At 68.9% G+C, this 14,099-nt stretch carries 15 protein-coding genes; 8 read left to right on the forward strand and 7 right to left on the reverse strand.

What is annotated here, in order from left to right; translation table 11 throughout:
• Nucleotides 1-8: 8 nt before the first annotated feature.
• Both EDD41_RS11100 and EDD41_RS11105 read left to right on the forward strand, forming a co-directional pair.
• On the forward strand, nucleotides 9-857 hold the full coding sequence (locus EDD41_RS11100; RefSeq protein WP_123575944.1) for an undecaprenyl-diphosphate phosphatase: 849 nt from the start codon (nucleotides 9-11) through the stop codon (nucleotides 855-857).
• Nucleotides 858-931: 74 nt separating this feature from the next.
• The gene (locus EDD41_RS11105; RefSeq protein WP_094765976.1) at nucleotides 932-1,810 is read left to right on the forward strand and encodes a DMT family transporter; all 879 of its coding nucleotides are present in this window, start codon (nucleotides 932-934) and stop codon (nucleotides 1,808-1,810) included.
• Nucleotides 1,811-1,824: 14 nt separating this feature from the next.
• Here EDD41_RS11105 and EDD41_RS11110 read toward each other — a convergent pair whose 3' ends face one another.
• Together EDD41_RS11110 and EDD41_RS11115 are read right to left on the reverse strand one after the other, a co-directional pair.
• Nucleotides 1,825-2,241, reverse strand: a complete 417-nt coding sequence (locus EDD41_RS11110) for a rhodanese-like domain-containing protein (protein WP_123577038.1) — start codon at nucleotides 2,239-2,241, stop codon at nucleotides 1,825-1,827.
• A gap of 49 nt (nucleotides 2,242-2,290) precedes the next feature.
• Complete coding sequence (locus EDD41_RS11115; protein ID WP_123575945.1) at nucleotides 2,291-2,698, reverse strand: VOC family protein; 408 nt, start codon at nucleotides 2,696-2,698, stop codon at nucleotides 2,291-2,293.
• Nucleotides 2,699-2,915: 217 nt separating this feature from the next.
• Here EDD41_RS11115 and EDD41_RS11120 point away from each other — a divergent pair, with 217 nt between their 5' ends.
• Nucleotides 2,916-4,424, forward strand: a complete 1,509-nt coding sequence (locus EDD41_RS11120) for a DHA2 family efflux MFS transporter permease subunit (RefSeq protein WP_245995626.1) — start codon at nucleotides 2,916-2,918, stop codon at nucleotides 4,422-4,424.
• On the forward strand, nucleotides 4,421-5,311 hold the full coding sequence (locus EDD41_RS11125; RefSeq protein WP_245995627.1) for a DMT family transporter: 891 nt from the start codon (nucleotides 4,421-4,423) through the stop codon (nucleotides 5,309-5,311). The genes EDD41_RS11120 and EDD41_RS11125 overlap by 4 nt, the downstream gene beginning before the upstream one ends.
• 8 nt (nucleotides 5,312-5,319) lie before the next feature.
• Here EDD41_RS11125 and EDD41_RS11130 read toward each other — a convergent pair whose 3' ends face one another.
• Nucleotides 5,320-5,712, reverse strand: coding sequence for a DoxX family protein (locus EDD41_RS11130; RefSeq protein WP_094765979.1), 393 nt, complete (start codon nucleotides 5,710-5,712; stop codon nucleotides 5,320-5,322).
• 304 nt (nucleotides 5,713-6,016) lie between these two features.
• Here EDD41_RS11130 and EDD41_RS11135 point away from each other — a divergent pair, with 304 nt between their 5' ends.
• Both EDD41_RS11135 and EDD41_RS11140 read left to right on the forward strand, forming a co-directional pair.
• Nucleotides 6,017-6,898, forward strand: a complete 882-nt coding sequence (locus tag EDD41_RS11135; protein WP_123575946.1) for a PDDEXK family nuclease — start codon at nucleotides 6,017-6,019, stop codon at nucleotides 6,896-6,898.
• Nucleotides 6,899-7,060: 162 nt separating this feature from the next.
• Nucleotides 7,061-7,849 (forward strand): HAD-IIB family hydrolase, encoded by a 789-nt coding sequence (locus tag EDD41_RS11140; protein WP_245995628.1) that lies wholly within the window; start codon nucleotides 7,061-7,063, stop codon nucleotides 7,847-7,849.
• 282 nt (nucleotides 7,850-8,131) lie between these two features.
• Here the strand turns inward: EDD41_RS11140 and EDD41_RS11145 are convergent, their stop codons facing one another.
• Entirely contained in the window at nucleotides 8,132-8,722 is a 591-nt protein-coding gene (locus EDD41_RS11145; protein WP_123575947.1) for a LysE/ArgO family amino acid transporter, read from the reverse strand.
• A 69-nt stretch (nucleotides 8,723-8,791) separates the two neighbouring features.
• On the opposite strand from EDD41_RS11145, the gene EDD41_RS11150 reads away from it, so the two are divergent.
• Nucleotides 8,792-9,655, forward strand: coding sequence for a LysR family transcriptional regulator ArgP (locus EDD41_RS11150; RefSeq protein ID WP_123575948.1), 864 nt, complete (start codon nucleotides 8,792-8,794; stop codon nucleotides 9,653-9,655).
• A gap of 9 nt (nucleotides 9,656-9,664) precedes the next feature.
• Here the strand turns inward: EDD41_RS11150 and EDD41_RS11155 are convergent, their stop codons facing one another.
• Both EDD41_RS11155 and EDD41_RS11160 read right to left on the reverse strand, forming a co-directional pair.
• Nucleotides 9,665-10,660 (reverse strand): aldo/keto reductase, encoded by a 996-nt coding sequence (locus tag EDD41_RS11155; RefSeq protein WP_123575949.1) that lies wholly within the window; start codon nucleotides 10,658-10,660, stop codon nucleotides 9,665-9,667.
• Nucleotides 10,661-10,742: 82 nt separating this feature from the next.
• Complete coding sequence (locus tag EDD41_RS11160; RefSeq protein ID WP_245995630.1) at nucleotides 10,743-12,416, reverse strand: NAD(P)/FAD-dependent oxidoreductase; 1,674 nt, start codon at nucleotides 12,414-12,416, stop codon at nucleotides 10,743-10,745.
• 262 nt (nucleotides 12,417-12,678) lie between these two features.
• Here EDD41_RS11160 and EDD41_RS11165 point away from each other — a divergent pair, with 262 nt between their 5' ends.
• Entirely contained in the window at nucleotides 12,679-13,329 is a 651-nt protein-coding gene (locus tag EDD41_RS11165) for an SDR family oxidoreductase (RefSeq protein ID WP_094765985.1), read from the forward strand.
• Here EDD41_RS11165 and EDD41_RS11170 read toward each other — a convergent pair.
• Complete coding sequence (locus EDD41_RS11170; protein WP_170165343.1) at nucleotides 13,320-13,976, reverse strand: HAD family hydrolase; 657 nt, start codon at nucleotides 13,974-13,976, stop codon at nucleotides 13,320-13,322. The genes EDD41_RS11165 and EDD41_RS11170 overlap by 10 nt on opposite strands.
• Between the last annotated feature and the right edge of the window lie 123 nt (nucleotides 13,977-14,099).

Below are 14,099 nucleotides of genomic sequence, written 5' to 3' on the forward strand. Positions count from 1 at the left end.
GAACAAACATGACGTGGTGGCAATCGATCATCCTGGGGATTGTGGAGGGCGTGACGGAATTCCTCCCCGTCTCCAGCACCGGTCACCTGACCATCACCGAGAAGCTGATGGGCATGCCCATTGATGACCCGGGCATCACCGCCTACACGGCCATCATCCAGATCGGCGCGATCCTGGCCGCCGTCATCTACTTCTGGAAGGACATCGCCCGCATTGGTGCCGCCTTCCTGAAGGGCCTGGGCAACAAGGATGCCCGCGACGCGGACTACAACATGGGCTGGGCCGTCGTGGTCGGCACCGTGATCACCGCCGGCGTCGCCCTGCTCGGCAAGGACCTCATCACCGGCGCCCTGCGGAGCATGTGGGTGGTGGCCATTGGCCTGATCGTCTGGTCCTTCGCCATGTTCGCCGCGGACCGTCACGCCGCCAAGGTGCCCGCCAGCAAGCAGCGCACCCTCGAGACCATCACCTGGAAGGACGGCGCCATCCTGGGCGCCGTGCAGTGCCTGTCGCTGGTTCCCGGCGTCTCCCGCTCCGGCGCCACCATCACCGGTGGCCTGTTCAGTGGCCTGGACCGTCTGGCCGCCACCAAGCTCTCCTTCTACTTGGGCATCCCCGCCCTGGTCGCCGCCGGCTGCTACGAGGCCGCCAGCGAGTTCACCCACGTCTCCAACACCATCGGTTGGGGTGTGACGATCATCGGCATGGTGGTCAGCTTCTTCGTCGCCTACGCCTCCATCGCATGGTTGCTGCAGTTCGTGGCCAGCAATACCTTCACCAGCTTCGTGGTGTACCGGATCGTGGTGGGCGTTGCCATCATCGGCCTGCTGGTCAGCAACGTGATCACCGCCGTCTGATCCCTTCTGCCTTCGGCAGGGGCCGTCACCTTCGGGTGACGGCCCCTGCTCTCGTCTCGGCCTAGGATCGCCCCGTGACCCAGCAGCTCCGCGCCAGCCTCGCCCTCGTCGGGTCCATGCTGCTGTTCGCCGCCAGCTACACCATGACCAAGGTGGCGCTGGTGGACCTCGGCCCCATGACACTGGGCGCCGTGCGCTTCCTGCTGGCGACTGCCGTGATCGCCGCTGTCATCAGCATCCGGCGGGGATGGCAGCGTCCCACCCGCGACGATGCCCGGACCTTGGCCGTCGGCGGCCTGCTCGGTGTCACCGCCTACTTCGCGCTGGAGAACCTCGGGGTGCACTGGGCCACGGCGACGGATGCGACGTTGTTGGCCGTCGCCATCCCGGCCATCATCGCCGTCTGTGACGTGCTGGCCAATGGCGCCGTGATCGCGCGCCGTGGTTGGTTGGGGATCGCGGTGGCGATGGTGGGCGCCGGGTTCATCGTCTTCGGCGCACCCATCTCCACCGAGGCCGGCCCGCGCCGCCTGTGGGGAGCCCTGTTGATCCTGCTCGCCGGGGTGGCCTGGGCCTTCTACACCTTCGCGACGCGCGACGTGGCCACTCGGTACTCGTCGTGGACGACGGTGCTGTGGCAGGACGGGGCGGGTGCGCTGGCCTTCATTCCCCTGGCGCTGCTGGAGGCGCCCGGTTGGCACCGGCCCACCAGAATGGTGCCCACCCTGGCCGCGGTGCTGGCGCTGACCCTGCTGTGCTCGGTGCTGGCCATGGTGCTTTACGCCATCGCGGTGCGGCAGCTGCCCACGGCCCTGGTGGCGGCCTCCATCAACCTGGAGCCCATCTTCGGGCTGCTGATCGCGGTGGTCGTGCTGGGCGAACGCGTCAGCCCGGCGCAGATGCTGGGCGGCGTGGTGGTGGTCTGTGGGGTCTGGCTGACCCATCGGCCCTGATCAGCCTGCCGTGATCAGCCCTTCGAGTACTCCGCGACGGGCAGGCCGGCCTTGCGCCAACCGGAGAAGCCGCCGCCCAGGTGGGCGACGTCATCGCGCCCCATCCGCTGCAGGACCTCGGCCGACAAGGCCGAACGCCACCCGGAGCCGCAGTACAGGACCAGCCGGCGTCCGTCATCGAGCTCCGGCTTGTGGTACGGGCTCTCCGGGTCGATCCAGAATTCGAGCATCCCGCGCGGCGCGTGCCGGGCCCCGGGGATCATCCCGTCGCGTTCGAGTTCCCGGATGTCACGAATGTCCACGATCTGCACCGTGGGGTCCTCCAGCATGGCGAGCACGTCCTGCTGGTCCAGCGTGGTGATGGTCTCCTGCGCGCTGGCCACCAGGGCAGCCGAGGAGAGGGAGAGGGGGGCGCCGGGAGCTCTGGTCATCATTGGCCTGTTCGTCGTCGGGACTGACGCCAGCCTACCCCGGTGAGGCTCAGTTGCCGAGGTCCTGCGCGATCTCCCAGCTGTGGCCATCGGGGTCCAGGAAGGTGGCGGTGCGCATGCCCCAGTCCTGGTCCACCGGGCCGGTGTCGAAGCGCACGCCGCGGCCGGTGAGGACCTCCACGACGGTGTCGATGTCGTCCACCCAGATGCTGAGCTGAGAGCGTTCCCCGGCCTCGCGGCTGGCGACGGGTGCCGGGGTGAGCAGGCGCTCACCCTCGCTTCGGATCAGCAGGTTCAGCACGACGCTGCCCAGGCTGAAGCCGACCGACTTCTCGTCGATCCACAGGGCATCCTCCGCGAAGGCACGGGAGTAGAACGCGCGGGCCACCTCCAGGTCGTCGACCAGCAGCGAGATGGCCGACAGGGACGGCGTGAACGTGGGCTCGTGGGATTCCATGGCCCCCACGGTATCTGGCGGGGGACCAGGGCAGGCGGGGTTCAACCACTGGACGGCGGGCCCCACGAGAACCGACCACAGGATCCCCCCGCGCCGGGTCCGGCAGGGTCATCCAGGCGTGAAGGACATGGCGGGCGTTCAACCCGTGGCCGATTCTCAGGGCGCCGACAGCTCTCGATGCGGCTGGGGACGGCCACCACCCGTAGTGTCGGGCGACGTGAACCGTCCCCCGCACGCCGCTTCGGCTGGCACTTCCCCCGTCGAGGACCTCGACCCCCGCGCCTGGCCGGCGATGTTCGCGATGGCCGTCGGCTTCTTCATGATCATGATCGACACGACGATCGTCAGCGTCTCGATCCCCGCGATCATGGCGCACTTCGGTGCTGACGTGACGCAGGTGATCTGGGTGAGCTCGGCCTACCTGCTGACCTACGCCATCCCGCTGCTGATCACCGGCCGCCTGGGTGACCGCTTCGGCCCAAAACGGATCTACCTGCTGGGCCTGGTGGTCTTCACCCTCTCCAGCCTGTGGTGCGGCCTGTCCGGCAGCATCGGATCCCTGATCGCCGCGCGTGCCGTACAAGGTCTCGGTGCGGCGATGATGTCACCGCAGACGATGGCGGTGATCACCCGCATGTTCCCCGCCCGTCGTCGCGGCGCTCCGATGGGGTTGTGGGGCGCCACCGCCTCGGTCGCCAGCCTCGCCGGGCCCCTGCTGGGCGGAGTGCTGGTGGACACCGTCGGCTGGGAGTGGATCTTCTTCGTCAATGTGCCGATCGGGATTGCCGCCATCATCGCCGTCTGGAAGCTGGTGCCGGACCTCGAGTCCCACGCCCACTCCTTCGACCTCCTGGGCGTCGCCCTCAACGCAGTCGGCCTGACCCTGGTGGTCTTCGCCATCCAGGAAGGGCAGGCCAAGGGCTGGCCGACGTGGGTGCTGGGGATGATTGCCGCCGGTCTGCTGGTGCTGGGTGTATTCCTGTGGCAGCAGGCGCGCAACACCCGCGAGCCCCTGATGCCGCTGCAGCTCTTCGCCAACCGCAACTTCACCGCCGCCAATGCCGCCATCTTCGTGATGGGTGCCGCCGTGGTGGCCATGAGCTTCCCGATGATGCTCTACCTGCAGACCGCACGGGGCCTGTCGCCGACCCATGCCGCGCTGTTGAGTCTGCCCTCGGCAGTGGTCTCCTTCATCGGTGCGCCGCTGGTGGGCAAGGCGGCCAACACCCGGCCGACGAGGGGCTTCGCGGTTCTTGGCTTCGTCTTCTTCGGCGTCGGGCTTCTGGCCCAGGCGGAGCTGATGCGCGCCAGCCTCTCCGTGCTGTGGATGTTGTTGCCCTCGGTCTCCCTTGGCCTGTCCGGCGCCCTGATCTGGGGACCGCTGTCCATGTCCGCGACGCGTGACCTGCCCGCCCGTTGGGCCGGGGCCGGCTCGGGTGTCTACAACGCCACCCGCCAGCTGGGATCGGTGCTGGGTTCGGCTGCCATCGCCGCGATCATCGAGTGGCAGCTGGGGCTGCAGATGCCGTCCGGGCACGCCGGACAACGGCAGGCCGAGGGCACCCACGTCGCACTGCCAGGCTTCCTGGCCGAGCCCTTCAGCGTCGCCATGCGCCACGCGACGTGGTTCCCCGTGGCGTTGGCCGTCCTGGGTGGTCTGGCCGCATCCTTCCTCGTCAAGCCCCAATTCATGCGCGACGACGAGGCGCGCGCCGCCCGGTCATGAGCCAGGGGATGGCCCCGGTGGCGGGGGCAGCACGCAAGCCACTTGCACTGGCGGCGCTGGTCCTGATGGGGATGCTGTGGGGAAGCACCTTCTTCAGCATGAAGGACCTCACGACGCGGATCCCGGTTCCGGACCTGCTCGCGGTGCGCTTCATGATTGCGGCGGCGGCCCTGGGGCTGTTGGCCCACCGGCACTGGCGGATGAGCCGCACCACCCTGTGGCAGGGCACGGTGCTGGGCCTGATCTATGGCAGCGCCCAGCTGGTGCAGACCGTCGGCCTTGCCCACACCGCCGCGTCGGTCTCGGGTTTCGTGACCGGTCTCTACGTGGTGATCACGCCCTTCCTGGCCGCATGGCTGCTGCGGGAACGCATCCCGGCGCTCACCTGGCTTGCGGTGGTGCTGGCCGCCGCGGGTCTGGGGATGCTGACGCTGGACCTCTCCGCCGGGGTCCGGATCGGGCACGGGGAGCTGCTCACCCTTGTCAGCGCGGTGATGTATGCCTGTCACATCGTGGCAGTGGACCGTTGGTCAACCCGGGAGAACTCCATCTCGCTGACCCTGGTCACGCTGACGGTGGTGGCCTTGGAGTGCACCCTGGCCGCACTGCCCGGTGGCATCCAGGCGCCCAGTGGCCGTACCGACTGGCTGTGGATGATGCACATCGCCCTGATCGCCGGCGCCATCCCGATCCTGCTGCAGGTCTGGGCGCAGGCCGTCGTCGAGTCCACCACGGCGGCCGTGCTGATGGCCGGCGAGCCGGTGTGGGCCGCGGTCTTCGCGGTCCTGCTGGGTGGTGAGGTCTTCACCTGGCAGATGGGGCTGGGTGGCGGTTCGATGTTCGCCGCGATGATCCTGGTGACGATCCTGCCCCGGCTGCGCCGCTGAGGCTGGCGCTACTTCTTGCGGTCCATCGCGACCATCATCAGGCCGCCGATGATTGCCACATTGGACAGGAATGAACTGAGCTTCTGTGCCCGCTTGCCCGGATCCTCCTGCTTCCAGAAGGGGTGTCCGATGACGGTGGTGGGGGCCATCATCCCGGCCAGGGTTGCGGCCGAGGTGCGTGGCAGGATCCCCAGGGTCATGGCCGTGCCGGCGGCCACCATGCCCGCGCCGTTGAGGGTGACCAGGTCCTGACCTGCGGTCGGAAGCTCAAGTCCGTAACCGGCGGCCTCCGCCTCCACCACGGAACCGAGCTTGTCCGGTGCCTTGAGCTGTCCGATGCCTCCATTGATGAAGACGGCCCCCAACAGGGCTCGCGCCACGAACTTCGCAGGGTTGAACATGTGGATCCTTCCGCTGGGGAGCTCGACCCTTCGACGATAACGCCCCAGTTCAGGGGCTCCTCGAGCGCCCCCCACGAGAACCAGCCGTCGGATGCCTGCAGGGGCGGGGGATCCGGCGGAAGGAGTGCGCGGGGAACGCAACCCGCGGGCGGTTCCCGTGCTGCCCTCCCTGCCACTCGGCTTCGATGCCGCCGGCCGCCGCCGTGGGCGTGGCGCGTTTTCCACAATCACCGCTTCCTGCAGCAGGATCGGCCAGTTGTGGATGGCTGGAAATCCCGAGGGGGCCGACGCACACACTCCAGTCGTGAAACTCATCGATCAGGCCCGGGAAGTGGTGACGTCCGCGGGTGGGGTGGTGCGCCGCCGAGATCACAGGGAACTGGCCAATGCCCTGGACTGGCTGGTCCAGAAGGGTGAACTGGTGCGGCTGCTGCCCGGTGTGGTGGCCGCGGCGGGCCGGGCGGAGGACTTCCAGGTGCTCGTTGCCGCCGTGCGGCTGTGGGACCCGGACGCCGTCATCACCGGCAGGGCCGCAGCCCGTCTGGGCTATCTGGAGGAGCTGAGCGTGGAGACCATCACGGTGCTGACCCGTCGCCGGCTGAAGCCCCGCGCCCACTACCTCTTTCGTCGGACGCAGATTGACGCTGGGGACGTGGTGGAGACCGGTGAGGGGATCCGGTACAGCTCACCGACCTGGACCGCCCTCTGGGAGGCGGCATGGGACGAGGGTGAGCTCGCGGACGAGGCGATGCGCACCTTCGAAACCACCCCGGACAAGCTGGCGGAGGGGTTGGTGGTCATGAAGGGCCGCCCCGGCGTGTGGGTTCGGCGTTTCATCGTCGCCAATTCCGGGGAGCACCCATGGTCACCCTTGGAACGGCAGGTGCACATGATGCTGCGCGAGGCCGGGGTCTGCGGCTGGAGCGGCAACCACGTCTTCGACATCGGGGGCCGGTCATGGCCCGCAGACGTCGTCTTCCCCGGGCTGAAATTGGTGATCGAGATCGATGGCTTCTCCTCCCACCAGCACGCCGATGTCTTCCATGACGACCACGAGAAGACCCTCTTGCTCCTGTCCGAGGGCTGGTTGACGGTGCGCTTCAGCATGCCCCAGCTGGCCGACGCCGAGCGCTTCGTCTCCTGGGTGCGTGATGCCATCGCCATGGCCGAGCACGTCGCCCGCTGAGCGGCATCTGAGGGGGCGCTGCGAAAGGGCTGAAGAATGCGCGCCGCAGAACCCTTGCGTGATTGGGGAAGGGCATCGTTCTCAGGGATTGGCGGGGTGCGCCCGCTACCATCGAACAGGCGTGCACCCTGCGCGCTCGAAGACCTTTCTCGGGGGAGAGCCTTGACCGAACTGACCATCCCAGTGCCCGACGACATCCAGATCGTGGCCTTTGACCTGGACGACACGTTGGCGGCCTCGAAGTCTCCGGTGCAGCCGGAGATGGCCGCGACCCTGCGGGACCTGTTGGCCGTGCGTCCGGTGTGCATCATCTCCGGTGGACGTTACGAGCAGTTCCAGGCCCAGGTGCTGGACAACCTGCCCACCGATGCGGACCTGTCGCGGCTGCACCTGATGCCCACCTGCGGAACGCGTTACCTGCGCCACGTCGACGGGGCGTGGACCCAGATCTATGCCCATGACCTGGACGAGGCGGACAAGGCTGCGGCGATCGCGTCCTTGGAGAAGCGCGCCAAGGAGCTGGGTGTGTGGGAGCCCGACGAGAAGTGCAAGGGTGACCGGATCGAGGACCGTGGTTCGCAGATCACCTTCTCTGCCTTGGGTCAGCAGGCGTCGGTGGCGGACAAGCATGCGTGGGATCCGGACATGACCAAGCGTGGTGCGCTGCGTGATGCGGTGGCGGCGGATGTTCCGCAGCTGGAGGTGCGTTCGGGTGGTTCGACGAGCATCGACATCACCCAGAAGGGCATCGACAAGGCCCATGGGATGCGTGCCCTGACCGAGCAGACGGGGATCCAGCCGGAGAACATGCTGTTCATCGGTGATCGTCTGCAGCCGGGTGGCAATGACTACCCGGTCTACGAGATGGGCATCGCCTGTCATGCGGTGGAGGGTCCCCAGGACACCATCGGCTATGTGCGCAGCCTGATCGACGGCTTCCAGAAGGCCTGACCAGAGACACACGATCCCCGAGCCTGGGTCATCACGATCCCCGAGCCTGGGTCATCACGATCCCCGAGCTTGTCGAGGGGTGCGGGGCCGTCCATCACGGTGGGCGGCCCCTTTGTCATGCCCGCTCGGAGCCCGATGTGCATGCCGAACGGTCGGGGCCCAGGCCCGCCCGTGCGCATCCGACGTGGCCGTCCCCGGGAACCGGCCTCCAGATGTCCTCCCGCGGGGGCTCCCCGCGGGAAGGCGACGCGCGGCCGCCAAACCCGCGGTGGATTCTCGGGGTCAGGCCAGCAGGCTGATGGCGACGGCGACCATCACGAGCCCCGTCAGGACGTCGACGGCGCGCCAGACCGACGGCCTGCCCAAGGGCCCGGACAGTGCCCGGGCCCCGAAACCGAGCCCGGTGAACCACAGCAGCGATGCACACATCGCGCCAGCGGCGAAGGCCCACTTCAGAGGCCCGTGGCTCGCGGCAATGGACCCCAGCATCACGACTGTGTCCAGGTGGACGTGCGGGTTGAGCCAGGTCACCGCCAACACGGTCCCCAGCACCGAGGAGCGGGACCTGGGTGCCGTCTGGCCCAGCGTCCCGGGATTCGCGGCGGCCCGGAAGGACCCGATGGCGCACCACAACAGGTAGGCGGCGCCCACCCAGCTCAACACCCGCAGGGCCCCCGGGTGGGCGGCTGCGACGGCTCCCATACCTGCGGTGCCTGCGCCGATCAGCAGCAGGTCTCCCAGTGCACACACCGCCACGACGAGGGCGACATGCTCGCGGCGCAGCCCCTGGCGTAGCACCAGGGCATTCTGCACGCCGATGACGATGATCAGGGACAGGCCGGTCGCGAGGCCGGTGAACCAGGTGGAAAGCATGGGAATGACGCTAGGGATCGGCCACGGTGAAGACAAACGATCGATTCTTGACTTCCATAAGATGTGCTCATGAATGGCGATTGGCTACGAACGATGATCGCGGTCATCGACGAAGGAAGTTTCGAGTCGGCCGCCGACGAGCTGCACGTCTCCCCGTCGGCGGTCAGCCAGCGGATCAAGGCCCTGGAGCAGCACCTGGGACAGGTGATGGTCCGCCGCACCCTGCCGTGTGTCCCGACACCGGCCGGGGAGGCAATCCTGCGGATGGCGCGCCAGGTGGTCTTCGTAGAGGACGAGACCCTGGCCGAACTCGGCCACTCCCGCACCGGGGGGCTGCTGAGGGTGGCGGTGAATGCGGACTCACTGGCCACCTGGTTCCGGCCCGTCCTGGAGGAGGCCGCGCGCTGGGATGGCGTCACGCTGAGACTCGAGGTGGAGGACCAGGCCCACTCCACGCAGCTCTTGCGTCGCGGCGACGTGCTGGGTGCCGTCACCTCCGACCCGTCCCCGGTGGCGGGCTGCCGGACGGAAAGCCTGGGCCGCATGCGCTACGTCCCGGTTGCCGCTCCCCAGCTGGCCGGCCGCTTCCGTACCGCCGACGGACTTGACTGGGCGCGCCTGCCGGCGCTGCGCTACAACGACAAGGACGACCTGCAGCTGGACTTCCTGACCCGCGCCGGGGTCACCGGCACACCGCCACAGCCGCAGGTTCCGGGCTCGGAGGCCTTCCTGGCCGGGGTCCTGGCCGGCCTGGGCTGGGGTCTCATCCCGCAGGTCCAGCTGGGCACGCATCTGGAGGAGGGACGCCTGGTCCGGCTGTCCGGTGACGTGGTCGACGTGCCGCTGCACTGGCAGGTGTGGAGCATCGACTCCCCGCGCATCAAGCAGCTGGGCGACGCGATCCGCCGCGCCGCCCAGGCCCTGGACGCCTGAAAGGCCTGCTCAGAGGTTGGTCATGCTCTCGTGGTGCTCGTCATAGCGGCCGCCCTCGATGGGGATCTGGGCGGCGGCCTCGGTGAGGGCGTCCATGTCCTCGTCGGACAGCTCCAGCGTCGCGGCGCCCAGGTTCTCCTTGAGTCGTTCGAGCCGACGGGTGCCCGGGATCGGCACGATCCACGGCCTGCGGCTGAGCAGCCAGGCCAAGGCGATCTGGCTCGGTGCGGCCCCGTGGTTCTCCGCGACGTCACGCACCAGCTCCGCCATCGCCATGTTCTTCTCCAGCGCCTCGGGGGCGAAGCGCGGGATGGTGGTGCGGATGTCATTGCCCTGTTCGAAGGAGGTCGACGTGTCCACCGTGCCGGTCAGGAAGCCCTTTCCGAGCGGGCTGAACGGCACGAATCCGATCCCCAGTTCCTCGCAGACGCCCAGCACCTCCTCCTCGGGGCGCTTCCACCACAGGGAGTACTCGCTCTGCACGGCGGTCACCGGATGGACTGCGTCGGCACGACGGATGGTCTCGGCGGCGGCCTCCGACAGGCCGTAGCCGCGGATCTTTCCCTCGTCGGCCAGTTCCCCCAGCACCCCGGCGTACTCCTCGATCGGGACCTCGGGGTTCACCCGGTGCAGGTAGTACAGGTCCAGCCAGTCCGTGCCCAGACGTCGCAGGGTGCCCTCCAGACAGCCGGCCACCTCGTCGGGACGGACCCGACGGCCCTCCAGCTCGGGAACCTCGTGGTTGATCTTCTCGAAGAACTTGCTGGCGATGACCACCTTGTCCCGCACCGGGGCCAGTGCCTCGCCGACCAGGGCCTCGTTGTGGCCCATCCCGTAGATCTCCGCCGTGTCGAAGAAGGTCACCCCGAGCTCCACGGCCTGGCGCAGGAGCGTGATCATGGCGTCGCGGTCAGGCCGCTCGCTGTAGCCGCCGCTCATGCCCATGCAGCCCAGGCCGAGGACGGACACCTCCAGGCCAATTCCTCCCAGACGTCTCTTCTGCATGTCTACCTCCCGGGCTCGTCGTCGCTGACAGTCCTAGGCTATGCCGCCAGCGGACATTGCGGGAGGGTTCCGGGGCAGAGCATCAGCGGTGGTGAAGGTCCAGATGGGCGTGCACAAGGGGAACCACGCCGGCGCCCTCGCCCGCCGCCGAGGCCACTCTCTTCATGGACCCGGAGCGGGTGTCCCCGACGGCGAAGACGCCGGGCATCGTGGTCTCCAGCGCGGCCGGTGGGGTGCCGTCATGCCAGGCCGAACGCGGGGTCTCGGCGCCGGTGAGGATGAAGCCGTGCTCGTCGAGGGCAATGTCGTCGGGCAGCCAGTCACAGTGCGGTGCCGCCCCGATGAGCAGGAAGAGCCCGTCGGCGGGGATGCGCTCCCGGGCGTCGTCGCGGGTGGAGGCGAGCGTGATCCACTCCAGGCGTCCGTCGCCACCGCCACCGACCACCTGGGCGCGGCCGCGGACATGGATGCGCGGATTGGCCTCGATCTCGTCGACGAGGTAGGCGCTCATCGTCTCCGTCAGGCCTTCGCGGCGCACGACGATGGTCACCGATTCCGCGAAGCGCGCCAGGTGCATGGCGGCCTGACCAGCGGAATTGCCGCCGCCCACCACCACCGCGTGGCCGCCCTCCAGTTCGCGAGCGGCCGTGGTGACTGCCCCGTAGTGGACGCCCTTGCCCACCAGCTCCTCGATCTCGTCCACGCCCAGTCGCCGATAGGTGACCCCGGTGGCCACCACGACGGTGCGGGCCGCCATGTCGCCGCCGTCGGTGTGGACGATGAAGTGCCCGTCGGCACGGCTGATGCCGGTGGCCGGCCAGCCGGTCCAGAAGCGGGTGCCGAAACGCAGCGCCTGGGCTCGTGCGCGCTGCGCGAGCCGCATCCCGGAGATGCCGCGGGGAAATCCCAGGTAGTTGCGGATCATCGACGAGGTTCCGGCCTGTCCGCCGATCGCCTCCGACTCCAGGCAGTGGGTGGTCAGCCCTTCCGACGAGGCGTAGACGCTGGCCGCCAGTCCTGCCGGTCCGGCGCCTACGATCACCACGTCGGCGACCTCATCGGACTCGATCTGGTCCGGGCGGCCGTAGAACATGGCCGCCAGCTCACGCACGCTCGACGGGCTGAAGGGCTTCCCGAACTGGGGCGCCTTCACCAGCGGCAGCCGGCGCTCCTCCGACGGTAGGGAGTGCAGCAATTCCTTGGCCCGGGGGGCATCCGGCCGGACGGTCTTGAAGGGCATCCCGGTGCGGTGCAGGTAGTCGCCCAGCGCCAGCCCCAGGGCATCCGAGGCCTCCGCAATGATCAAAACATTGGCCACCACCGGGGCGCCCACCATGTTGCCCCAGTCACTCAGCAGCTCGGTGACGGCGGTGTGGAACTCCTCGTCGCGCACGCCCCGGGGCATCAACAGGGAGGCGTCGAAGACGCTCCGGGCCAGGTGGGTGCGCAGCAGCGGCACGGTCTCCGCAAAGCGCTCCCATGGGGTGAAGACCAGCCGGCGAGCATTGGGTTCCAGGGCACGCCACTGCTCGAAGGCGTCGGCGACCTCCGCGTCGGGAAGCAAGGAATCGGAGACGATCAGGGCCACGTCCCCGCCGTCGGCATTGATGCTGCGCATCACCTGGCAGGCCTGTTCGGCATCGGGGGCGCAGTGGAGTTCGTAGTCACGGGCGTAGCGGCCGAACTCGTCGAGCAGGTGGTCGCAGTGCTCGGGGCTGATGATGACGATGCTGGGTCTTGCGGTACTGGGGATCACGGGGTGCTCCAAGGTTGGTCTGGCGTCAGCGTAGCGCCGGGCAATGGACCGGGATCTGGGGCCCGGCCACGCAAACCAGCCGCGGGTTCTCCGGCCGGCTGGCTCCCCACGCGGGAGATCCCTGGGCGGGGATCTTCCAGCGGTCGGTTCCCGTGGCCGCCCCAGTGGCACCGGGGGGCGGGCTCGGAATAGGGGCGACGGCGGCGTGCGTTGTATCCGGAACAGGCCGGCACCGGGCCGGCCCCGTCGTGAGGAGGCCGTCATGGCCGCAGTGACCGTCATCGGAGCCCACGGGAAGGTGTCCCTGCTGGCGCTGCCCCTGCTGGTGGAGGCCGGGCACCCGGCCCAGGGCGTCATCCGCAAGCCGGAGCAGGCCGACGACATCGCCGCCACCGGGGCCACGCCCGTGGTGGCCGACGTCGAGTCCTTGGACACCGCAGCACTCACCGAACTGCTGCGCGGGCAGGACGTGGTGGTCTGGTCTGCCGGAGCCGGCGGCGGCAGCCCCGAGCGCACCTACGCCGTGGACCGTGACGCCGCCATCCGCACCATCGATGCGGCGGTTGCCGCCGGGGTCCCGCGCTTCGTGATGGTCAGCTACTTCGGTGCCGGGCGGGACCACGGGGTCAGCCCCGAGAACTCCTTCTTCCACTATGCCGAGGCCAAGGCCGCCGCCGACGAGCACCTGATGGCGAGCTCCCTGGACTGGGTCGTGCTGCGGCCCAGCACCCTGACCCTCGACGAGCCGACTGGGGAGATCTCGGTGGCTGACGAGTCTGCCGGGAAGGTCTCCCGCGGGAATGTGGCCCAGGTGATCGCCGCGGTGGTGGACGCCCCGGAGGCCACCTCCCGGAAGGTGATCAGCTTCAACGAAGGCCGGACCCCCGTCGCACAGGCCGTCGCTCAGGCCTGATGCAGGCGGTCCCGCAGCAGCGGGACGAGATCGCGCAGGTCACCCAGCAGCGGGGAGTCGGTGCCGGGCGTGGGGGCCTGCGCGCCGTGGACGAAGCGGACGAATGCCGTGCCCAGACGGGCGGCGATCTCTTCGTCGTGGTTGGTGTCGCCCACCATCACCACCTCGCCCGGTGCCAGCTCCGTGCGGGACAACCATCTGGTCACCACATGCTCCTTGTTGGGGTCCAGCGCCTCCATCACGCCCAGCATCGCCTCGAAGTGACCGCCGAGGTCGTGCTGGGCGAGCTGGCGCGACAGCTGGTCCTGCCGGGTGGCGGAGATGAGCACCTGACGCAGCCCCAGCCCGGCCACCTCCTGCAGCACTTCCCGGGCGTGGGGCTGTAGTGGCACGGCTGCCACCCCGGCCCAGAAGAACTCCAGATAATGGTTGGCGCCCGCAGTGAAGGCCTCGTCAGTCACGAAGCCGACGCTGGAGTAGAAGTCCCGGATGGGCCAGCCGAAGCGCGCCCGGTAGGCCTCGCGGTCCAGGGGCTCCAGTCCGTGCTCGGTCATTGCCGTGGCGAGGCTGGCGACGCAGAGGTCCACGTCATCCAGCAGGGTGCCATTCCAGTCCCAGATGATGGCGCGGGGCGCGGGAGTAGTCACCCGAGCGATCGTAGGGCGCCATTCCCACCGGGCCCGCCACGGGAACCGGCCGCGGGATCACGGCCGGGCTCACCCATCGCGTTGGTGCCCGATGCGCTGGGGGAGACGGGTGGTCGATTCTCG

The sequence above is a fragment of the Luteococcus japonicus genome (assembly GCF_003752415.1).
Classification (GTDB): Bacteria; Actinomycetota; Actinomycetes; order Propionibacteriales; family Propionibacteriaceae; genus Luteococcus; species Luteococcus japonicus.